Annotated in this window: 20 protein-coding genes and 1 other RNA gene; 18 read left to right on the forward strand and 3 right to left on the reverse strand. The window is 51.1% G+C overall.

What is annotated here, in order from left to right; genetic code table 11:
* Positions 1–2: 2 nt before the first annotated feature.
* Positions 3–1049, reverse strand: a complete 1047-nt coding sequence (locus HPY52_05585; protein NPV79733.1) for a DUF4912 domain-containing protein — start codon at positions 1047–1049, stop codon at positions 3–5.
* Between the two features lie 337 nt (positions 1050–1386).
* On the opposite strand from HPY52_05585, the gene nagA reads away from it, so the two are divergent.
* The 4 genes from nagA (at position 1387) to HPY52_05605 (ending at position 5331) form a co-directional block, all read left to right on the forward strand.
* On the forward strand, positions 1387–2583 hold the full coding sequence (gene nagA, locus HPY52_05590) for an N-acetylglucosamine-6-phosphate deacetylase (GenBank protein NPV79734.1): 1197 nt from the start codon (positions 1387–1389) through the stop codon (positions 2581–2583).
* A complete protein-coding gene (locus HPY52_05595; protein ID NPV79735.1) occupies positions 2573–3388 on the forward strand; it encodes a PHP domain-containing protein in 816 nt (271 codons plus the stop codon). Before nagA ends, HPY52_05595 begins: the two co-directional genes overlap by 11 nt.
* On the forward strand, positions 3364–4260 hold the full coding sequence (rapZ, locus tag HPY52_05600) for an RNase adapter RapZ (protein ID NPV79736.1): 897 nt from the start codon (positions 3364–3366) through the stop codon (positions 4258–4260). Before HPY52_05595 ends, rapZ begins: the two co-directional genes overlap by 25 nt.
* Positions 4261–4335: 75 nt before the next feature.
* Complete coding sequence (locus HPY52_05605) at positions 4336–5331, forward strand: YvcK family protein (protein ID NPV79737.1); 996 nt, start codon at positions 4336–4338, stop codon at positions 5329–5331.
* Here the strand turns inward: HPY52_05605 and HPY52_05610 are convergent.
* Entirely contained in the window at positions 5288–5791 is a 504-nt protein-coding gene (locus tag HPY52_05610; GenBank protein NPV79738.1) for a spore maturation protein, read from the reverse strand. The genes HPY52_05605 and HPY52_05610 overlap by 44 nt on opposite strands.
* Before the next feature lie 40 nt (positions 5792–5831).
* Complete coding sequence (locus tag HPY52_05615) at positions 5832–6416, reverse strand: hypothetical protein (GenBank protein NPV79739.1); 585 nt, start codon at positions 6414–6416, stop codon at positions 5832–5834.
* A gap of 98 nt (positions 6417–6514) precedes the next feature.
* Between HPY52_05615 and whiA the strand changes: the two genes are divergently transcribed.
* The 14 genes from whiA to HPY52_05685 all read left to right on the forward strand — a co-directional run.
* Positions 6515–7537 carry a DNA-binding protein WhiA gene (gene whiA, locus HPY52_05620; GenBank protein ID NPV79740.1) on the forward strand — a complete coding sequence of 341 codons (1023 nt, stop codon included), beginning with the start codon at positions 6515–6517 and terminating at the stop codon, positions 7535–7537.
* Between the two features lie 69 nt (positions 7538–7606).
* Complete coding sequence (gene rpoN / locus HPY52_05625; GenBank protein NPV79741.1) at positions 7607–9076, forward strand: RNA polymerase factor sigma-54; 1470 nt, start codon at positions 7607–7609, stop codon at positions 9074–9076.
* A 243-nt stretch (positions 9077–9319) separates the two neighbouring features.
* On the forward strand, positions 9320–10348 hold the full coding sequence (locus HPY52_05630) for a hypothetical protein (protein NPV79742.1): 1029 nt from the start codon (positions 9320–9322) through the stop codon (positions 10346–10348).
* Positions 10349–10382: 34 nt separating this feature from the next.
* The gene (gene gap / locus HPY52_05635) at positions 10383–11390 is read left to right on the forward strand and encodes a type I glyceraldehyde-3-phosphate dehydrogenase (protein NPV79743.1); all 1008 of its coding nucleotides are present in this window, start codon (positions 10383–10385) and stop codon (positions 11388–11390) included.
* A gap of 357 nt (positions 11391–11747) precedes the next feature.
* Positions 11748–12956 (forward strand): phosphoglycerate kinase, encoded by a 1209-nt coding sequence (locus tag HPY52_05640; protein NPV79744.1) that lies wholly within the window; start codon positions 11748–11750, stop codon positions 12954–12956.
* Between the two features lie 39 nt (positions 12957–12995).
* Positions 12996–13757, forward strand: coding sequence for a triose-phosphate isomerase (locus tag HPY52_05645; GenBank protein NPV79745.1), 762 nt, complete (start codon positions 12996–12998; stop codon positions 13755–13757).
* Positions 13758–13765: 8 nt separating this feature from the next.
* Entirely contained in the window at positions 13766–15055 is a 1290-nt protein-coding gene (gene eno, locus HPY52_05650) for a phosphopyruvate hydratase (GenBank protein ID NPV79746.1), read from the forward strand.
* Positions 15056–15221: 166 nt separating this feature from the next.
* Positions 15222–15443 carry a preprotein translocase subunit SecG gene (secG, locus tag HPY52_05655; GenBank protein ID NPV79747.1) on the forward strand — a complete coding sequence of 74 codons (222 nt, stop codon included), beginning with the start codon at positions 15222–15224 and terminating at the stop codon, positions 15441–15443.
* 158 nt (positions 15444–15601) lie between these two features.
* Positions 15602–17626, forward strand: a complete 2025-nt coding sequence (locus HPY52_05660; protein NPV79748.1) for a sodium-translocating pyrophosphatase — start codon at positions 15602–15604, stop codon at positions 17624–17626.
* A 305-nt stretch (positions 17627–17931) separates the two neighbouring features.
* Complete coding sequence (locus HPY52_05665) at positions 17932–18483, forward strand: HDIG domain-containing protein (protein NPV79749.1); 552 nt, start codon at positions 17932–17934, stop codon at positions 18481–18483.
* Positions 18484–18613: 130 nt separating this feature from the next.
* A complete protein-coding gene (smpB, locus tag HPY52_05670; protein NPV79750.1) occupies positions 18614–19084 on the forward strand; it encodes an SsrA-binding protein SmpB in 471 nt (156 codons plus the stop codon).
* 1 nt (position 19085) lies between these two features.
* Positions 19086–19437: a transfer-messenger RNA gene (gene ssrA / locus HPY52_05675) on the forward strand.
* 319 nt (positions 19438–19756) lie between these two features.
* On the forward strand, positions 19757–21223 hold the full coding sequence (locus HPY52_05680; GenBank protein NPV79751.1) for a helix-turn-helix transcriptional regulator: 1467 nt from the start codon (positions 19757–19759) through the stop codon (positions 21221–21223).
* A gap of 258 nt (positions 21224–21481) precedes the next feature.
* Positions 21482–21802 (forward strand): transposase (locus HPY52_05685; protein ID NPV79752.1); only part of this gene is annotated, 321 nt, incomplete at its 3' end.

Here is a 21802-nt window from a genome sequence, read left to right on the forward strand (position 1 = left end):
CCTTATGTCGTTTTTCTTTCGATGGTTGTGGTTATGCGACGGCATTCCGCGCCATCCGAGGACTTTGCTTCTATTGGAACCACCTGAACTCCATCCGGGAGAGCGAATCTAACGGAAAAAGTCCCGTCAGGCCTCAGTTTCGCGGGAACGCCTTGAATCGTCAGACTAGCTTGAGGGTCTGTAGCGCCGTGAATTATAACCTCGACATCGGCCCTTAGCCAGAACCCCCGTTTTCTCTCGGGGAATGCGAGACCTGGGCTCGATATACTGCTTACAGCTTCCGATCCCATCAGAAGCTCTCTGAGTTCCTTGCTTTCAACCCATTCTCGTGCGAATTCTGGAGAGCTTGGTCCCATTCTGAGCGTTGGTCTCACCGTTCGCTCGAGAGCCTCTATCGTCATCCATTCCTCATCGAACTTCTCCGACATTCCATCGCGGGGCGTGTTCACAATATTGGAACGCGCAAGCAGGATGAAGCTGCCATCAGATACCTTGAGACCTAGGTCGACGCAATAGGAACGGTTGGGCCTATCCACATTGATATACCAATTGTTGGCGTCATTATTCAGATGAATATCAAAAGAATACCATGAATTAGTGCCATCAAAATCAAGGTTTGTAACATCATGCACCCTGAGGACCTTTTGGGATTGTTGAAGGCCTGCCGGGGAGACCTTCCTCTCTACTTCCATCAGCGATTCATGTGCGATTTCCCAGTAAGCATGAAGCCAGTAAGGGTCTCGCACCATCAAGACAACCCTTGTTTCACCATAACCAGGAGGAAGGTCATATTGGGTAGCGAGCTGATAGGTGGGCTGGAACGTATCCAGGGACGGAATCCTCGATAGAGTCATTTCGCTTGGTTCCACGACACTCTGCTCAGAAATTGGTCCACCTAACTGTATTTCAGCCATTTCCGCGGCATGGGCCTGGCGCGGGCGTTCATGCAATTGGCCCTGGCGCTCGAGATCGTCGGCTACATCTTGGGCCAGGTCTTCGGGCGTGATTTGATTCTCTTGATCATTTGCTCCCCTTGCCTCTGGTGTCACATTGCCAACCTCCCAAAAACAACCGCCTTACCCTTGAGCACGCGGGCAAAGGCCCGTATCTAGATTCGGCCGGAAGGCGAAAATTGCCAAGATGATGCACTAAACAGCTAAAATATAGTATTACTTTGAGGCCAAGAATTTATGTGATTGACGGCCCTTCGCGGATTCTACGGACGAAATTGATTCAGTGACCTTCATCGAATTATGCTATAATTATTTGTTGGCTGAGTTCGGATTTAGTCTGCCATAAAAACGAAATCTTGTTCATGTCGGCATTTCAGGGAGATATTCTGCCAGACACAAAGGTATCTGCGCAGCAACGAAGGGGGCAATATCGATGGGAAAGGCTTCGGCAAAAAGGGTTATACTAAAGGGCAAGGATGTGATCACCCCCGAAGGAGTTATTACTGATGGATTCATTGAAATCGCGGACGGAACCATAACCAGGGTGGGATCAGCTGGCGAATACCGGGCGATGGCTGCCTGGGGGCAGGAAGACGTGGAAATAATGGATGAAACGGGGAAGATAATTTCCCCAGGCTTTATTGATATTCACGTTCATGGTGGTGGAGGGCATGAATTTTCAGAGGGGACTCTTGATGCCATTGAGGCTGCCGTCAGAGCCCACGCTCAGCATGGAACGACTGCTCTCCTGGCGACCCCGGCATCGCTCCCACAGGATAAGCTGGCGAATTGCGCCAGGGCGGTCAAAGAGGCCATGGGGCGCGATCTAAAGGGGGCGCAAATCCTCGGGATGCATCTCGAGGGGCCTTGGCTCAATCCCACCAAAAAGGGCGCTCAGGATCCCGAGGCCATCCGTCGTCCTGATATCCGTGAATTTGAAGAGATCTGGGATGCAAGCGGGAATAGCGTGCGCCATGTCACCATGGCTCCCGAAGTGGTGGGTGGCTTCGAGATGATCCGGGTGCTGAAAGAACGAGGGATTACCATATCTGCCGGGCATTCGGCGGCGAGCTATGAACAGGTATTGAATGCCATCAAATGCGGCCTTACTCATACTACTCATGCATTTAATGGGATGGTCCCGTTGCATCATAGAGATCCCGGCCTGGTCGGCGCTGTCCTGACCCGAGATGAGCTTACCACGGAGATGATAGTAGATGGCTTCCATCTTCATGCAGCTATTGTGAATTTGCTTTACCGCTGCAAGGGACGGGAGAGGCTAGCCCTGGTCACTGATTCTATCATGGCGGCTGGAATGCCTGAAGGGACATATCATCTTGCCGGGCTCAAGGTTAAGCTCAGCGGCGACGGATCTGTGCGCCTTGCGGATGGCACCCTGGCAGGCAGCATCCTCACTATGGACAGGGCAGTGTCTAACACTGCAAAATTCCTGGGGGTTCCTATCCATGATGTGATTCCCATGGCATCGATAGTCCCGGCTAGGATCATCGGGGTGGACAATAAGAAGGGGTCTTTGGAGGTTGGCAAGGACGCGGACATTGTCGTTCTTGATGATGATGGGACCGTGCATAAGACCATAGTAAGGGGGCAGGTAGTCTATAGCGCCTGACTCGAGACATTTCTATATCATTGCGGATTTCCACACCCATACAACATATAGCCATGGCAAGGGGAGTGTTGAAGACAATGTTCGGGCCGGCCGCGAGCGAGGGCTTAGATTCGTGGGGATCGCTGACCATGGCCCTGCTAACCTTTTCGGAATCGGCGTGAAGGACCTGGATGCGTATCAGGATATCAGGCGAGAGGCAGAAAGGTGCAACCTCAAGTATGGCGATGTGGAAGCTCTGACATGCGCTGAGGCTAATATCATCACCAGAGATGGCGACCTGGATGTGCCGCTGGCCGTCGCAAGGAATCTAGATGTGGTCCTTGCTGGTCTACATGTGATGATCAGGGGCAAGACGGCGAGTGACAGCTGGGTTCTTGCCGGCAGGAATTTCATTGCGCGCTATAGCAGGTGGCTGAGACGGCGGGCGCGTGTCGACAATACCAAAGCAGTCATCGAGGCGGTTATGAAGAATCCCATCGATGTGATTACACATCCGGATTTTGGTGTTTCAATTGATACGGAGGAATTAGCCAGTGCCTGCGCCAGGACCGGGGCCGCCCTCGAGATAAACGCAAGGCATGCAAGTTCGAGCGAAGACTTCATCAAGACGGCCGCTAAGCAAGGTGTGTTGTTTTGTGTCGGGAGTGACGCCCATTGTCCTGAGGAGGTGGGCGATCTGGAATGTGCCTTACATGCCGCAGCAAGATCTGGTCTTGCGAGTGACCGGATAGTGAATTCGGCGGAAACTTTTGGGGAGAGGAAGGTCAACTGGAGGAACAAATGGTGGAAAAAGGTCGATTTGTGATCATCACGGGCCTTTCCGGCGCAGGGAAGAGCGAGGCTATGCACGCCTTTGAGGATTTAGGCTATTTCTGCATAGATAACCTACCTGCCAACCTGATTCCTAAATTTGCGGAGCTTTATAACCAGTCGCGGGGCAGAGTCTCACGAGTTGCCCTGGTGGTTGACATCCGGGGACGAGAATTCTTTTCCAGCTTCCTTGACGCCCTCGATGAACTCGGAAAAATGGGCATTGAATACGAAGTGTTATTCTTGGAGGCATCTCCGGAGGTGCTCGTGCGACGTTTCAAAGAGACACGGCGCAGGCATCCTTTGGCGGGAGAAGGCAGCATACTCGAAGGAATAAGGGCTGAAAGGGAGAGACTTGGAGAAATTCGAGGGAGAGCAGATCATATCACAGATACATCCAGCCTGACGGCAAAGCAGTTGAGAGAGAAAATCCAGGCGGTGTATGGGGACACGTCCCAGAAGGGCCGGATCACGATTTCCATCATTTCTTTTGGCTTCAAATACGGGCTCCCATTGGACTGTGATCTGGTTTTTGATTGCCGCTTTCTGCCAAATCCATATTATGAGAAATCGCTTTCTTCGCTTACGGGCTTGGATGATCTGGTGAAACAATATGTCATGAAGAGCCCTGTGGCAGTGAAATTCCGGCAGAAACTCCATGATTTCGTTGATTTCCTATTGCCCCATTATGTCGAAGAGGGCAAGACGCATCTGGTTATAGGCATAGGATGCACCGGGGGCAGGCACAGGTCTGTTGTTCTGGCGGAGGAATTGTCGAGATTCCTCCGTGAAGGTGGATATACTGTCTCCGTAGAGCACAGGGATCTGGCAAATGATGCCCCGGCAAGGCAGGAGAAATCAGGGTAGCGAGTTTCCGGCATTATCATATGATATTGTGGATCTCTTGATATTGTAGAGCTGTGTGGGGGAGGTGTATGGTCTCTGAGGAACCTTGAAGTTGGACCAAGAATAGTCGCGATAGGTGGCGGGACAGGGTTGTCCACGCTGCTCAGGGGCTTGAAGGAATATACCAGCAATATTACCGCTATTGTCACGGTGGCAGATGATGGGGGAAGTTCTGGGCGGCTTCGCCGTGAGATGGGCGTTTTGCCGCCGGGGGATATTCGTAACTGCCTTGTAGCGCTGGCCGACGCGGAATCTTTGATGCAGCAGCTCTTCCAGTACAGATTCGGTGACGATGGTCCGCCGGGCCTGGCAGGGCATAATTTCGGAAATCTCTTCATCGCGACCATGAGCGAGGTCACAGGAGATTTCGAGCTAGCCATCAAGGAATCGAGCCGTGTTCTGGCGGTTCGAGGTCAGGTGCTGCCGTCGACGCTATCGCAAGTGGTGCTTGTAGCGGAACTGGAAGATGGTTCTAGCGTCAAAGGGGAATCCATGATATCAAAATGTTTTCGCAGGATCAGGAGGATCAGGCTCGAACCAGAAGACGTGGAACCTCTCCCAGAGGCTTTGGACGCCATTAGAGCGGCGGATATGATCGTGCTCGGCCCGGGAAGCTTGTATACCAGCGTATTGCCCAACCTCATGGTCAAGGGCATACGGGATGCCATCAAGGAAGTCGCGGCGCTCAAGGTTTATGTTTCAAATGTGATGACTCAACCAGGTGAAACTGACCATTTCACCGCCCGAGATCACGTCAGCGCTATTTGCGAACATATTGGACCAGGTGTCCTGGATTATGCAGTTGTGAATGTGGGGATCATCCCACTCCATTTGCTGGAGAAATATAGACTCGAAGGAGCCGAACCCGTGCTGCCCGATGTAGATGCAATATCCTCCATGGGAATCCGTGTCATAGAAGGAGACTTCGTCTGCCAAAATCATGTGGTGCGGCATGACCCGTTGAAACTTGCTGAAGTCATAGTTGGTCTCACCAAGCGCGCAGATGATTATAGATTAGCACAGAACCTATGATGGCCAGTATGTCCGCCATGATGCCAAGCGCCAGGGTATGTCGGACTTTTTTTATTCCTACCGCTCCAAAATATATGGTAACGACGTAAAAGGTGGTCTCGCAGCTCGATTGGATCATTGAGGCCATCATGCCTATTGGCGAGTCCGGTCCGTGTGTCTTGAAGATGTCGACGAGCGCTCCAAGCGATCCTGTCGCTGACAATGGCCGGATTATCATAAGGGGCAGGAGTTCCGGCGGCATTCCCAGTAGCGAGACAATGGGCGCGAGGAGCTTTGCTATGAAAGGCAGCGCCCCTGAGGACCGAAACATGCCTATAGCTACAAACATCGCTATGAGGTAGGGCGCTATCCTGGCCGCGGCCATGAGTCCTTCCTTCGCGCCTTCAACGAACGTCTCATAGACCCTGATCCCCCTTAAATACCCAAACAGGCAGATGCCCAGTATCATTACAGGGATCATTATAGATGATATGATCTGAATAAGTATGATCACTGCGGGATCACCTTCTTTTGGAAATAGCTCGCAAAATCGCGTCTATGGTGAGGGTTGTGATCATCACCATGGATGTGAGAAAGATGATTGGTCCAACTATGCTTGTGGGCCTGGCGGAACCATTCTGCGCTCTGATGGCTATAACTGTTGTCGGCGCGAGGACTATTCCGGTGAGGGTCAATGCAACGAACGTGCACATGGGATAGGTAGCTGTGGTCTTGTCCTTGTTTAGCTCCTGCAATTTCTCCATTGCCCTCAAGCCCAGGGGAGTAGCAGCATTTCCCATCCCCAATAGATTTGCGACAACACTCAAGGTGATAGCCGCTATTGCAGGATGGTCTCGAGGGATGTCGGGGAACAGGCGGGACATGATTGGCCTCATCACAGTGGAGATTATATCCGCCATCCCCGACTCTTCAGCTATCTTCATCACACCCGACCAGAGCGCCATGACTCCCACGAGATTCAAAACAAGGTTGACGGCGCTTTGCGCTGAATCCAGGATAGCCTCTGTGAGCGTGTTCCCCCCGTCTCGCAAAAGCCCTGCTATCCCCCCGACCACTATCATGAGCAGCCAAACGATATTGACCATAATTCGTCCCCTCATAAGTGTGATAGTGAAGCGGGTTCCGGTTTCAATTATGTTTATTCCTGCTGTGAGGGAGGATATGCTTCTATGATACAATACTGATGGAGGGTATGCGCGTGCAGTTTTCTTTGGATGTTCGCCATGAGTTATCAAGAATCTTGCCTGACCGCCGTTGCTGTAGATTGGCTGAGATGTCCGCCATTCTTCGCGGCGCGGGAAGCCTTGTGGTTTCCGGGAGCGGCGGTCTTTTCCTTGTCATAGCTTTAAATGATGCTGCCGTGGCTCGAAAGATGGTGAGGCTCATCAAAGGCGCTTTGGGGGTGGAGCCGGAGATAGCAGCGGAGAAAAGCCCAACTGGGCGCAGGATTCGCAGGTATGTCATCAGGATAGCGGTCGAGACTGGCATGAGGACCATGCTAAGGCGGCTTGGGATAGAAAAACAGATATCAGGGTCTAGACCTCTCATGAAATCAGGCCTTCTTCGTAATAAATGCTGCAGGAGAGCCTATCTCAGGGGGGTCTTCCTAGCTTGTGGATATGTGGCTGACCCCGAGAGGGGTTACCACTTGGAGATGACCATATTCTCTGACCGCTATGCAGAGGAGATAAGGGCACTTTTGGCCTCCCTCGACCTTGAAGCTGGATCATCAGTGAGAGGGGGATTGCACGTGGTGTACCTTAAAGGCTCTGAGGCGATCTTTGAGCTCCTGGCGATGATGGGAGCACATAATTCGGCATTGAGACTGCAGAGTGTCCGGGTAGACAGGAGTATCAGAAATGATGTAAACCGGCTGGTGAATTGTGATACCGGAAATGTGTCAAGGATCGTCGAGAGCGCCATGAAACAAGTCGAAGCCATAAAGCTCATCCAAGAACATATTGGGCTTGGAAAACTAAAGCCGGCTCTCAAGGAAATCGCCCAGCTCAGATTGATGTACCCCGAATCCAGCCTGAACGAGCTCGTAGAGCTGCTCGGCCGTAAGATTTCAAAATCAGGAGTTGAACACAGGTTGAGGCGAATACTTCAGCTGGCAGAGAAGCTCAAGCATGATGCCACGGGGCATTCAGAAGTAGGCGAGGCTGGAGATGCCGGGGCTTCCATGGATTGTGGATCGCGGCCGTGACCCGGACATAGAAAGGAGATACAGCGCTTTGCTAGAATATATTAATATAAGGGAGAGGTGATGAGGCAAATGCGGATTGGACAGGAATTAGCCTTGAAGCAGATTCCGAAACTGGTCATGACGCCAGAATTGAGGCAGGCGATTACTGTCTTGCAATTGCCCATCATGGATCTTCGTCAATACATCGAAGGTCAGCTGCTGGAGAACCCATTGCTGGAGATTGAAGATCAGGAGCCGTCCGACATCAGTGGGGAACCGGAAGGTCTAACAGAATCTACCGACTTTTCCGCTACCCCCCAGGACAAAGACTTGGACCCCCAGGAGCGGCAGGACGATAAATCTGCTGACATCGATTGGGAGCAATACTTCGCTGATTCTAGCGATGTGGGCTATCGTGAGACTTTTCCATCTGGTTTTGCTGATAAAGATGACACCTCCTTTGAAAACATGGCTACATCCCCACTTTCTCTACATGATCACTTGATGCTCCAGCTTCGCCTTGCTTGCTCTGGGAGAGATTTCACTATCGGCGAATTTATCATCGGAAATATCGACGATGATGGGTATCTGCGCTCAGGTATAGAAGAGATTGCTAGCATGTGCGGAGCGAGCCCCGACCAGGTAATTCATGTGCTTAGGTTGATCCAGTCTTTTGAACCCTCTGGTGTCGGTGCGAGAAATATCGCCGAATGCCTGCTCCTGCAGGTGCGCACCCTGGATCTCGACCCCGGACTTTTGCGATTGGCCGAAGCTGTCATACAAGGCCATCTCGAGGATTTAGCCTATGGGAGATATCACAAGATAGCTGAATCTCTCGGTATCTCGGTTCAAGATGCCCAGAAGGCAGGCGATCTGGTGAGGACCTTGGATCCCAAGCCTGGCAGAGAATTCGGAGGGACTCAGGGCACGAATTATATCATCCCGGATGTCATCATTCAGCGAGTCGGCCGTGAATATGTTGTAATCGTAAACGATCAGGCTGTTCCAAAGCTCACATTGAGCGCGACATATCGCCGGCTTTTACGTTCGCCTGATGAATATGGAGAGGTCGTGTCGGATTTCATAAAGGCGAAACTCAACTCCGCCATGTGGCTCTTAAAGAGTATCGAACGCCGCAGGCTTACGCTCCAGAGAGTTACGGAATGCATCGTGAAGTTTCAGAGGAAATTTCTTGAATATGGCATTGAATATCTGAGACCGCTTACTCTTCGTGAAGTGGCTGATGCTGTCGGTGTCCATGAATCCACCGTCAGCAGGGCTACTAGTGGCAAATATGCGGAAACCCCGCAAGGCACCTTCAGCTTCCGATTCTTTTTTGCAAGTGGGGTATCCACCGCGTTGGGGGATGGCGCCGCTGCGGGGAGCGTCAAGAAGCGGATTAAAGAGCTCATTGAACAAGAAGATGCTAGAAACCCTCTCTCTGATCAGGACATAACAGATGAACTCAGAAAGGCAGGGGTGATGATTTCCCGGCGAACGGTGGCTAAATATCGTGAGGAGCTGGGGATACCCGCTTCGAGCAAGAGGCGCAGATATTGATCAGCCTGGAGTCCGTCATACTTTCGCTCTATCAGGCTGAGGTCATATGGTTCCGGCATGTAGAGGAGCATGTGAAGGAAAGGAATTTATTCAATTCCGGAAGGAATTTCGCAGTCTCCCTCGAATAGTAATTTATGTTGAAGTCGAAAGCCCCTGGGAAGTTTTTTTATGCATCGACTGGGACATTATAGGATATGGGGGGACATTTGAAGTCCCAATATGTAATTCCTGGAGAGAAGTTATTTGGGCGATCTTGGTAGGCTTGTTGCAATTCAGCATAAAATAGCTCCCGAGTTGAGTGAGGTTGTCGAAAGACGATATTCTGTTTTGCGACAGACTCATTTTGCGCAACCTATTGGGAGGAGGACCCTTGCGCAATATACAGGTTATGGCGAGCGAAAGGTCCGCGCAGATATAGCATTCCTGAAGGAACAGGGCCTTGTGAGGGTTGATCCGGCGGGCATTATGCTGACTCAGGAAGGGGAGGATGCTCTCACCATTCTCGCGGACTATGTAAGGGAACTCAGAGGACTGGCTAATCTGGAGGAGGAAATCTCCAGAAGGCTTTCGGTCGAAAAAGTCGTTGTAGTATTTGGAGATTCCGATCAGGATCCTTCTGTAAAGAGGGACATGGGCCGGGTTGCTGCGAAGCTGCTCCGTGAAATGATCCGGGATGATGATATAGTTTCGGTCGGCGGGGGCACCACAATGGCAGAGGTGGCGTCTGCTTTATTGCGGCCGTGGAACAAAAAGGGTGTCATCTTCGTGCCCGCTCGCGGAAGCCTGGGAGATGATGTGGAGATCCAGGCAGACACCGTCGCGGCAGCCATGGCTAAAAATGTTGGTGTGGGCCATCGTTTGCTGGCCGTGCCTGACGATCTTGCGGCTGAGACCTTGTTGAAGATATGTGATGAGCCCAGGATCAAGGAGATACTGGATATCATTCGCCGCGCGAGAATAGTCGTTCATGGAATAGGCACGGTTGACGAGATGGCAAGAAGACGCCGTCTTCCTGAAGACGAGATTCGGCTATTGAAGGAGAGGGGCGCGGTGGCCGAGATGTTCGGGTACTACTTCAATGCATCGGGGGATGTGGTACATGTGACTCCAAGCATGGGGCTCAGACCCGAAGATCTTATAGAAAAGCAGGTTATGGCCGTCGCTGGTGGCGCAAAAAAGGCCGCAGCTATAGCAGCTGTAATGGCCAACCATCCGAGGCAAACCCTCATAACTGACGAGGGCGCCGCGAAGGCCATTATCGGGACATCATGATCATGTCCGGTATATTCGGAAGGGAGGAATAAATATGGCTACAAAGGTAGGAATCAATGGTTTCGGAAGAATAGGGAGGATAGTGTTTAGAGCCGCGATGGGGAATCCAAATCTAGACATTGTCGCGGTGAACGATCTTGCTGACCCAAAGACCAATGCCCATCTTTTGAAGTATGACTCGGTACATGGGATTCTGAATGCTGATGTAGTGGCCAAAGACGATGCTCTGGTAGTGAATGGGAAGGAAGTAAAGGTACTTTCTGAGAAAGATCCCGCGAAGCTTCCATGGAAAGACCTGGGGGTCGAAGTGGTCATAGAGTCAACCGGTATATTTACTGATGGCACAAAAGCAAAGGCTCATCTGGATGCAGGGGCCAAGAAGGTTATAATCAGTGCGCCTGCAAAGAATGAGGACGTCACCATTGTCATGGGGGTCAATGACGGAGTATATGATCCGGCCAAGCATAACATCATCTCCAACGCCTCCTGTACAACCAACTGCCTCGCCCCTGTGGCGAAGGTGCTTCACGAGAATTTCGTGATCAAGAAGGGGCTCATGACCACGGTACATTCTTACACAAATGACCAGAGAATCCTCGATCTGGTACATAAGGATCTCAGGCGTGCCAGAGCAGGAGCAATGTCGATAATCCCCACCACGACAGGCGCTGCTAAGGCAGTCGGACTTGTGTTGCCTGAGCTCAAGGGCAAGCTGAATGGATTTGCCATGCGCGTGCCAACCCCCAACGTATCTGTGGTGGACCTGGTGGCTGACGTAGAGAAAGCGACCAGTGTCGAGCAGGTAAACGCGACTCTCAGGGCCGCTGCTCAAGGGCCGCTGAAAGGGATCATGGACTATACCGACGAACCCCTCGTTTCCAAGGACTTCAATGGCAACCCGCATTCCTCCATAGTCGATGGGCTGTCCACCATGGTCATCGAGGGAACGCTAGTCAAGGTCATTGCCTGGTATGACAACGAATGGGGATATTCGAACCGTATCGTAGATCTTGTGTCGTTTATCGCCAAGAAGGGGCTATAAATCGAAGAAGAAGCGGGGCTCCTCGCGGGCGTTGCATTGGCCTCAGAGGCCGCAGCATGACCGGGGATGGTGATACCGTCCCATTGGACGCGACCTTGCTGCAGGTCGCTCTGTGATCCGAGGCCCTTGGGTAGTAAGGCCTCGGATCAAAGCCACTGGGACGGTATCACGCACACCCGAGTAACTGCCGCCTTATTGGTCGTGGTATAGCCTCGGATCAATGCCAGCCTCAGGGATACCGTCGCTCCCCTGGCCTCCAAGTGTCGGACCAAAGCCACATCACGGGGGAAGGGGTTCATAAAATGAACTTTGAAATGAGAGCGGAGGTCCGTTCAGTTACGGCCACGCGGGCTATTGATGAGAAGGAGGTGCATAATCGTGAATAAGGCTACAGTGAAGGATATTCCGGTTGCGGGTAAGAGGGTGCTGGTGCGAGTGGACTTCAACGTTCCAATGAATGAAAAACAGGAGATCACCGATGATCGTCGTATCCGTGCCGCTATTCCAACGATCCAGTACCTGGTAGACCTGAAAGCAAAGGTGATATTGGTTTCTCATCTGGGAAGGCCAAAGGGGAAACCTACCCCGCAATTTCGTATGGATCCCGTGGCTAAGAGGCTCAGCGAGCTTCTCGGCCGCGATGTGAAAAAAGTTGATGACGTGATAGGCGATGTACCGGCCCGAGCTATCGCTGAAATGAAGGATGGCGACGTCATTCTCCTTGAGAATGTAAGGTTCTATAAGGAAGAGGAAGCGAATGATGAGGGATTTGCGAGAAAACTCGCGGATCTGGCCGATATCTTCGTAAATGACGCCTTTGGCACAGCTCATCGAGCTCATGCTTCCACCGCGGGAGTTGCGAAATTTCTGCCTGCGGTGGCAGGATTCTTGATGCAGAAAGAGATAGAGACCATGGGGAGGGCGCTTGAGAATCCAGTAAGGCCTTTTGTGGCCATATTAGGGGGAGCCAAGGTTTCTGACAAAATCGGGGTAATCAAGAACCTGATCGGAAAAGTGGATACTCTGATCATTGGCGGAGGAATGGCTTATACCTTCTTGAAGGCCAAGGGATATGAAGTAGGGGATTCGCTGCTCGAAGCGGACAAAATAGATCTCGCTTCTTCGCTTATGCAAATGGCGGAGCAGAGGGGCATAGAGTTCCTACTCCCCGTTGATGTTGTCGTAGCCGATAGATTTGCGCCGGATGCAAATGCTAAGATAGTGAAGAGCAGCCAGATTCCCAAAGGCTGGCAGGGAGTAGATATTGGGCCTGAGACAGTCGATGCTTTCAAAGAAGCCATAAAGGGCGCTGGTACTGTAATCTGGAACGGCCCTATGGGCGTATTTGAAATGGAGCGATTTGCGGTCGGCACCAGGGAGATAGCGGAGGCCCTTGCCAAGTCGGGCGCTATCACCATTGTAGGCGGCGGCGACTCGGCTGCAGCCATCGAGCAGATGGGGTATGCGGACAAGATGACCCATGTGTCTACCGGGGGCGGCGCGTCACTAGAATTCCTCGAAGGGCTAGAGCTTCCTGGTGTGGCTGTCCTGCAGGACCGGAAATAGCGGTGTAGATCCATCTATGTTCATCGGAGGTGTGGCGTAATGTCGGGTAGACGGCGCATAATCGCCGGTAATTGGAAGATGTACAAGACTGTGCCGGAGGCTCTCGAACTAATCAATGGGCTGAAGCCGCTGGTGGCAGATATCGTGGATACGGAAGTCGTAGTTTGTCCGCCCTTTACCGCGTTGTATCCTGTGCGGGACGCCTTGTCTGGATCAAACATTGGGCTTGGGGCGCAGGATGTCTTTTGGGAAAAGGAAGGCGCATACACCGGTGAGATAGCTGTGGCCATGCTCAAGGATGTAGGCTGCAGTTATTGTATCGTGGGACATTCCGAAAGACGGAAGTACTTTGGTGAAACCGATGAGATGGTGAATAAAAAGGCCCGGGCACTCCTTGATGCGGGAATCAAACCCATAATTTGCGTCGGGGAAACCCTTGAAGAGCGGGAGGCCGGAAATACGGAGTCTGTCATAACGAGGCAGGTTCGCGGGGCGTTGGCCGGATTTTCGCCGGATGATGGAAAGAGTATCGTATTTGCTTACGAACCCGTCTGGGCTATTGGCACTGGTCATTCTGCGGATGGCAAAGAGGCAAACAGGGTGATAAGGTTGATCCGCGACACTGCTGCAGAAATCCTGGGAGGAGCCGTAGCGCAGGGGATTCGCATCCAGTATGGCGGAAGCGTCAAACCAGAGAATATAGCAGAATTCCTTGGCCAGCCGGAAATTGATGGAGCGCTCGTGGGAGGCGCCAGTCTTAAAGCTAGCTTGTTTGCTCAAATTGTAAAAGAAGGGAAGTGACGCCGCCTATGACGACGATTGTGGAAGTCACTGGAAGAGAGATACTAGATTCGAGGGGAAACCCGACGGTCGAGGTCGATGTCACCCTCGCTGACGGGACGGTGGGCCGGGCCTGTGTCCCATCTGGGGCATCGACAGGGGTCCATGAGGCCCTCGAACTTCGCGACAAAGATGAGAAACGTTACCTTGGCAAGGGCGTCCTGAAGGCAGTCGAGAATATCAATGAAATCATTGCTCCTGAGATTGTAGGCATGGATGCGACTGACCAGATCGGAATCGACAAGGAATTGATCGAGCTGGATGGAACCCCCAACAAATCGAAATTGGGGGCAAACGCTATTCTTGGCGTGTCTCTTGCATGCGCAAGGGCCGCGGCCAATTCTCTGGAGCTGCCTCTGTTCCAATATATCGGCGGGATCAACGCCAAGGTGCTCCCGGTTCCGATGATGAATATTCTCAATGGTGGAAAGCATGCCGACAATAACGTGGACATCCAGGAATTCATGGTGGTTCCTGCCGGTGCCGGTTCATTTGCGGAGGCCCTGAGGATGGGCGCAGAGGTATTTCATAATCTGCGGGCTGTGGTGAAGAAACGAGGAATGGGCACTGCAGTCGGCGATGAAGGCGGCATTGCTCCAAATCTTGAATCAAATGAAGATGCGCTTGCCGTCATAGTGGAAGCCATTGAAAAGGCTGGTTATCAGCCTGGCAAGGACGCCTTCATTGCCATTGATGTGGCGGCTAGCGAGATGTTCAAGGATGGGAAGTATGTCTTCGAGGGCGAAGGCATATCCCGAAATGCTGATGAGATGATAGAATTTTACGAGGGTCTCGTGGGTAAGTATCCTATCATTTCCATTGAGGACCCCCTCTCGGAAGACGACTGGGATGGCTGGAAAAGGCTCACCGATCGTCTCGGGAAGAAGATACAGATTGTGGGAGATGATCTGTTCGTCACCAATACAGAACGAATCGCGCAAGGAATCAGATCTGGCGTAGCGAATTCTGTGTTAATAAAGGTCAATCAGATTGGATCCCTCACCGAGACTCTAGATGCCATCGAGATGGCGCATAGGGCGGGGTACACGGCCGTGATCTCACACAGGTCCGGTGAGACAGAGGATACAACCATCGCTGACATATCGGTTGCGGTAAATGCCGGACAAATCAAGACCGGGGCCCCTTCCCGCACAGACCGTGTCGCCAAATATAACCAGTTGTTGCGGATAGAGGAGCTGCTTGGAGATAGCGCCATTTACCGTGGTAAGAAGGCTTTTGCGGTGCCCGGGCTGCTATAAGCGGGTCGATGGCGATCAATGAAAAATGGAGCTGAAATTCCGCGACTCTTGGCCTGGGGGTAGGGTCCGCACGGGAAGCGAATCAGGGCGGTTTGACGTTACTTGCAGCAGGTCCCGGGTTATGATACAATCCTTTCAGATGTGCCCGTGATGGGGGGTGTAGGGATTGAGGACCGCATTGATAGTCTTCCAATTCATTGTATCCATAGCGCTGATAGCTGTTGTGCTCATGCAGTCCAGCAAGGGCGAAGGTCTTGGGTCCATTGGAGGTGGAGCGCAGTTGTTCTTCTCCAAGAATAAGGGCCTGGACGATTTGTTGAGCAAGGTCACCAGCGTGGTGGCAGTGCTTTTCCTGCTATCCAGTATCATCCTGACCATCGTCGTCTAGAGGATTCCCATGTCCACGAGGATCTCTCAGACCCGGGGCCAAAGGATTTTTCAACTTTCGCGCCAGCCATGTGCCCTGGCATCTAGGCGTATGCCAGGGCGCGTTTGTGAATCAGGGTAGCATATAAGAATATCACAAGCAAATAAGAGGTGACAGAGATGAGTCAAGTATTATGGACAACGCTTGCAGGCTTAATTGGTATCTTATTCGTCATCTACTTGGCAACTGGTGTCCTCAAGAAAGACCCCGGGAACCCTGCGATGAGGGAAATATCCGGAGCCATCCATGAGGGCGCGATGGCCTTCTTGAGGCGAGAGTACAGCACGATCTTTCTTATCCTGGCCATAGTCTTTATCATCATGGCCGCGGGAATCAGCGTCTATAGCGCCATTGCCTTTGTTATCGGAGCCGCGTGCTCGATTTCTGCTGGATATATCGGAATGCAGATCTCTACGCGGGCCAACACCCGGACCGCTCAGGCCGCGACCAAAGGATATAACGCTGCAATGGCAGTAGCATTTCCCGGTGGCGCAGTCATGGGCATGTCTGTAGTGGGCATTGGCCTCTTCGCCCTTTCCTTGGTTTACTACATATTCTCCAGTGTTTCCAGCATAGGCCCGATAAAGGCGACAGATATCGTGGCCGGGTTCAGCATGGGCGCGAGCTTCGTGGCTCTCTTTGCCCGTGTCGGCGGAGGGATTTACACCAAGGCCGCCGACGTCGGAGCTGACCTGGTAGGCAAGGTTGAAGCCGGAATCCCCGAAGATGATCCTCGTAACCCTGCCGTCATCGCAGACCTTGTAGGAGACAATGTGGGCGACGTGGCAGGGATGGGCGCCGACCTCTATGAGTCGTATGTCGGTTCGATCGTATCCAGTATGGTAATAGCTGCAGCCATATTCCCCGATATGGACGCGAAAGTGCGTGGCATCGTTTTCTCCCTCGGAATGGCCGCAGTTGGCGTCATCGCTTCTATCATAGGTACATTCTTTGTAAGGACGGGCGAAAAAGGCGACCCGGCCGGGGCTCTCCGCAAGGGAACATACGCTAGTTCCATCTTCATGATAGTTGGTTCCTTCCTCCTCAGCAAATACTATTACGGTAGCCTCGGCGTATTCTGGGCGGCAGTAGCAGGCCTTGTCGCCGGTGTCGTGACAGGACTTATTGCTGAGGTATACACATCCGGGAAGTCTGTCGAGAATCTTGCCAATATGTGTAAAACTGGCGCCGCCACTAATATCACCGGTGGCATGGCCCTCAGTATGAGAAGCACAGCCGTTCCCCTCATTTTCATCGCTGGCGCAACTATATTGTCCTATCATCTCGCCGGATTCTTCGGCATTGCCATCGCGGCCATTGGAATGCTTTCAATAGCTGGAATGACCGTTTCTGTTGACGCCTATGGACCTATCTCTGATAATGCTGGTGGCATAGCAGAGATGGCTCACCTTGGGAAGAACGTGAGAGAGATCACCGACTCCTTGGACGCTGCTGGTAACACCACCGCTGCAATCGCAAAAGGATTTGCCATCGGATCGGCTGCCCTGACCGCTCTGGCTCTATTCTTCGCATATATTCATGCAGCCGGACTCGAGGTCATGGATCTGCTTAATGCCTCTGTAGTGGCTGGTCTTTTCATTGGCGCCACAGTTCCATATATATTCGCCGCTGGAACGATGGAAGCTGTGGGACGCGCCGCATTCGGCGTCGTTGAAGAAGTCAGGAGGCAATTCCGCGAGATCAAGGGGCTTATGGAGGGGAAAGCGCGGGCTGACTATGCCAGGTGCGTGGACATCACTACCCGCGAGGCCTTACGTGAGATGGTAGTGCCTGGATTACTGGCAGTCGTGATTCCTCTCGTTGTGGGTATCATCCTTGGACCTCATGCCCTCGGAGGACTTCTTGCCGGAGCGCTGGCGGTTGGAGTTCCGCTAGCCATTCAGCTTGCCAATGCCGGTGGCGCCTGGGATAATGCCAAGAAGTTCATCGAGGCTGGCAATCTGGGCGGGAAAGGTACCCCGGTGCATGCCGCTGCTGTCATAGGCGATACCGTGGGCGACCCGTTCAAGGATACTGCTGGGCCGGCCATGAACATCTTGATCAAGCTCATGACTGTGGTTTCGCTAGTGTTTGCGCCACTTATCGTATCCTTACACAATGGACTGCTCGGGTTGTTTGGATGATGGAATGATGATTGCCGGACGTTTCATGGGCGTGCCGATCTAATTGGTTCACTGGCAGCATAGAGCTTCATGGCTCGGCGAATCGGGTGAACTGGGTAAGGCATATGTGACTGAGACACAATATCAATGAATGCCTGGCGGCGTTCCTGCCATAGTGTGGCGCAGGAACGTCGCCTTATTCTAAGGGCCAGACAGCTCCCGGCCATTTGGATAGTGTTGTCTTGACCGGCATAACACGGTTTGGCGTCGGGGATGATTGGGGAATGGGGTCAACTATGAGTTTTTACATGAAAGGGATGGCATCGATGGATAGGAATGAAGCGCTTGCCTTAATAAAAAAGCATGTGAAGAGCAAGAATCTCATAAAGCATATGCTCGCGACCGAGGCTGTTATGAGGGGGCTTGCCGCGAGGTTGAATCAGGACGAGGATCTCTGGGGACTTGCGGGCCTGCTTCATGATATCGACTATGATGAGACCGCGAAATCACCGGAGAAGCATAGCCTGGTCGGGGCAGAGATGTTAAAGGACCTTGGATTGCCCAATGCGCTTGTACATGCTGTCCAGGTCCATAACGAATATCATGGCATTCCGCGGGAAAGCCTGTTAGACAAGGCCCTTTTTGCCGTTGATCCGCTCACGGGGCTTATTGTAGCTGCGGCACTGATACACCCAGAGAAGAGATTATCCAGTATTGACGTTCCATTTATTATGCATAGGTTCAAGGAATCCTCTTTTGCAAAGGGAGCCAACCGGGAGCAAATAAAGGCATGTTCTGAGCTGGGGCTAGATCTGGAGGAGTTCATTGATATCGGACTCAAATCTATGCAGTCTATCTCTGAGGATCTTGGGCTATGAAGTTCCTGGGAAATTTTCTTATTAATGGATATTGTTGTATGCCCATTGTTGACAAATAGCCATATCATGGTATAATGGGTTTGCTGGCGGCGCTGGCGCTGCTAGCAGATTGGGCCGGGGAATGATGTAGTTGGGCGCGTCAGCGGAAAACGGCAAGACCGTTGCAACCAACAGGAAGGCATATCATGACTATTTTATCGAGGAAACATATGAGGCTGGCATTGCCCTGACCGGCACAGAGATACAGTCAATCCGCCAGGGCAGGGTGAATCTTCGCGACAGTTTCGCGAAGGTCGAAAATGGCGAGGTTATGCTGTATAATATGCACATAAGTCCATATGACCATGGCAACCGGTTCAATCACGACCCGCTTAGGATTCGCCGCCTGCTGCTGCATAAAACGGAGATTCGCAGGCTCATCGGAAAGACTCAGCAGCAGGGCTATACCCTGGTCCCTTTGAGGGTATATTTAAAGCGAGGCCTGGCCAAGGTAGAGCTTGCTCTTGCGAAGGGCAAGAGGCTTCATGACAAGAGGGAAGACATTGCGCGGAAGAGCGCGATGAGGGAAATTGAGCGGGCCATCAAACAGAGAGCGCAGTAATGGGGGCGTAACGGTTTCGACGGGGAGCTGTGGCGCGAGAGGTAGCGAGTCGAGATCCCACCAACTCGTTAAACGGTGGAAAGCACTATAAGTGCCAACAACGAATACGCACTCGCTGCTTAATTAAAGCAGCCGTCCAATCCGGTCTTTTCCCGGGAGACTGGTGCGGGCGTCAATAAACCGGGATGCTCTCATCTCAATTCTCGGAGAGATGAGCTAAGACCATCGAGATAGCCGCGAGGGGAGCTGGCGTGAGGGCGCCCTTCCGGCGAAGCGCAAATCCCACGCTACGCTCGTAGAAGCCGCTCAAGCTGCCTCTTCGGACGTGGGTTCGACTCCCACCGCCTCCACCAATTATAAAACTATGTGAAGGACTTGAACCCTCACATAGTTTTTTTATTTATATTATGGTATAATATGGGAAAGCAGAAAATAAGTAAGTTAATAGTTAACATTAGGAACGCTAGATGACCCCTTTTTTACCTGACTTTCTAGACTTTGCAAGAGGAAAACGACCGCATTACAAGCAGTTGACTTCCTTCGCTTCTTTTGTTACAAAGGTGAAGTGAAATTTCAACATTGTTATGATTTTAATCTTGACACTTTCAAGCATACGAAGACGGGTTTTTGGTTAAGCCCTGTGTTATCATTTGTAGACGAAGGAGGCAAAACATGGACTGGATTCAGAGTATGCAAAAAGCAATCAACTATATCGAAGATAATCTGCTTGAAGATATCGACTCAGACAGAATAGCCAAAAGTATTTATACGTCGAATGCTCATTTTCAACGTATTTTCAGCATAATAACAGGAATGACAATAAGCGACTATATCCGCTATAGGCGCTTATCTCTTGCGGGACAGGAACTAACTTTAACAAAAGCTAAAGTTATAGATATTGCTTTCAAGTATGGGTATGATACGCCGGATAGCTTTGCAAAAGCGTTTATTAGGTTTCACGGCATCACACCATCTTCTGCACGTAAATTGAAACACAGTTTGAAATGTTTTGATCCTCTTTCAATACAAATTTCTATAAGGGGTGGATTCCATATGTCAAGAAAGCTGATTTCAAACGTTCCGCTAATAACAATGCATTCTGATGGCTATTCTTATCTGACTTCCTTTGTAGGTGCTTTGTACGGAGCGCTCATAAGTGTCGGAGAGAATTACGATTACGCAGAACTGTTGTCTTGCAGCGGTCTGGGCAACCGATTGTGCTGGACAGAGGGACAGTGGATATTTGGAAATGAAAATATTGAAAATTGTAATGTATATCCTTTTGAAATCCAAGACCGTTTACTAAATGCTATAGGCTGGAAAGTAAAAAGGATTGTTGTTGAGCGCGACGACAGCAAGCATGCAGTCAACATTTCAGAGGGAAAAATCAGACAGGATTTTGTCGATTCGATTAATAAAGGTATACCCGTCCTTGCCCAAGGCATCACAGACGACGGATGCAAACATGATTACGATGTTTTCTACGGGTATGAGGGGGATGGTGAAAAAATCATTGGCTGGGATTATTATCAGAATAATGACCAGCCCTTTATCAGGGAAAATTGGGAAAGAGAGTTAATCAGCTATATGTTACTCACGGAAAAGGCCGAACCCGTATCTGAACGCAAGCGTATTATTGCCGCATTTAAAGCCATTACAGGCCATGCTAGGCAAGGTGTGATACGAGGAAGAAAAGTGGGCTTTGCAGCATGGGAATCATTTTTAAACCAACTTGAACATGACGATTTTTCAAAGTGCTCGCTTCATCCATCCGAAGAAATGCCGAATGATGAAAACGGCGTAAACAGTTTGGAACACAGGTTCATTATATATTGTGATGCACTTTGTCAAATCAGCCAACGTGGTCAAATCCTACCATATTATAAAAGACTTGTTGAGAAGTTTCCAGAATGGGCACAAGAGCTAAATATAGCAATAACCGCATGGCAAGACTGTGCTGGTTATGGGGGTTATTTATGGAGTCAGGGTTTTTCCTTTGATGACAAGGGTTATGAAAAATTTCGCAGCCCTGAAATGAGAAGGATTCTTGCAGATGAAGGGCGCAGAGCTATGAAAAAGGAAATAGAAGCAATTGAGCAAATTGAAAAAATATTGCAAAAGGAAAAGTGTAATGACTAATGCATGTTAAGCTTAAAGAGCTACTGCCTTATTATTAGAGGGCGAAAAGAGCAAAACATGTAACAAAGCAAAGGCATCTATATTCACCTAACTTCCCAGTCAAATCCACAATTTTCAGGATCACATCAATATGATCCTCGTAGACTATGACCTTCTCTACATATGTGGAGATAATGCGTTTGCAGGCAAGCAGGTCGTCGGAGAAGATGACTGCTGCAGAGGGCAGGGTTATCAGAGAGGGAGCGTCTCCTAACGAGGGTGATGACGCTCAACCGACTGATATCGGCTGCCTCAGAACATGCCATGCCTGATTGGGTAAACCGCACCGCTCTTCAGGATCTTCTCGGGGTTGACCTCTCTCAGCTGAATGATGATACGCTTTACCGCAATCTCGATCAGCTCTGGCCGCGCCGGAGTGAAATCGAGAAGGGTTTAGTAGAGAAAGAGAGAGATCTATTCAATCTGGATACAACCATCTACCTATATGATCTCACTTCAACCTATTTTGAAGGAAAATGCGAAGGAAACCCCATGGCGCTGCGGGGTTATTCTCGCGACAAGCGTCCTGACTGCAAGCAG

The organism is Bacillota bacterium, from assembly GCA_013178415.1.
GTDB lineage: Bacteria > Bacillota > SHA-98 > Ch115 > Ch115 > Ch115.

Bases quoted from the DNA above. Each gene is read 5' to 3' on its own strand.
- nagA (NPV79734.1), top strand. From the start codon at position 1,387: ATGGGAAAGGCTTCGGCAAAAAGGGTTATACTAAAGGGCAAGGATGTG.
- rapZ (NPV79736.1), top strand. From the start codon at position 3,364: ATGGTGGAAAAAGGTCGATTTGTGATCATCACGGGCCTTTCCGGCGCA.
- HPY52_05610 (NPV79738.1), bottom strand. From the start codon at position 5,791: ATGATCCCTGTAATGATACTGGGCATCTGCCTGTTTGGGTATTTAAGG.
- HPY52_05615 (NPV79739.1), bottom strand. From the start codon at position 6,416: ATGGTCAATATCGTTTGGCTGCTCATGATAGTGGTCGGGGGGATAGCA.
- whiA (NPV79740.1), top strand. From the start codon at position 6,515: ATGGAGGGTATGCGCGTGCAGTTTTCTTTGGATGTTCGCCATGAGTTA.
- rpoN (NPV79741.1), top strand. From the start codon at position 7,607: ATGCGGATTGGACAGGAATTAGCCTTGAAGCAGATTCCGAAACTGGTC.
- gap (NPV79743.1), top strand. From the start codon at position 10,383: ATGGCTACAAAGGTAGGAATCAATGGTTTCGGAAGAATAGGGAGGATA.
- HPY52_05640 (NPV79744.1), top strand. From the start codon at position 11,748: ATGAGAAGGAGGTGCATAATCGTGAATAAGGCTACAGTGAAGGATATT.
- HPY52_05645 (NPV79745.1), top strand. From the start codon at position 12,996: ATGTCGGGTAGACGGCGCATAATCGCCGGTAATTGGAAGATGTACAAG.
- eno (NPV79746.1), top strand. From the start codon at position 13,766: ATGACGACGATTGTGGAAGTCACTGGAAGAGAGATACTAGATTCGAGG.
- HPY52_05660 (NPV79748.1), top strand. From the start codon at position 15,602: ATGAGTCAAGTATTATGGACAACGCTTGCAGGCTTAATTGGTATCTTA.
- HPY52_05665 (NPV79749.1), top strand. From the start codon at position 17,932: ATGGATAGGAATGAAGCGCTTGCCTTAATAAAAAAGCATGTGAAGAGC.
- HPY52_05680 (NPV79751.1), top strand. From the start codon at position 19,757: ATGGACTGGATTCAGAGTATGCAAAAAGCAATCAACTATATCGAAGAT.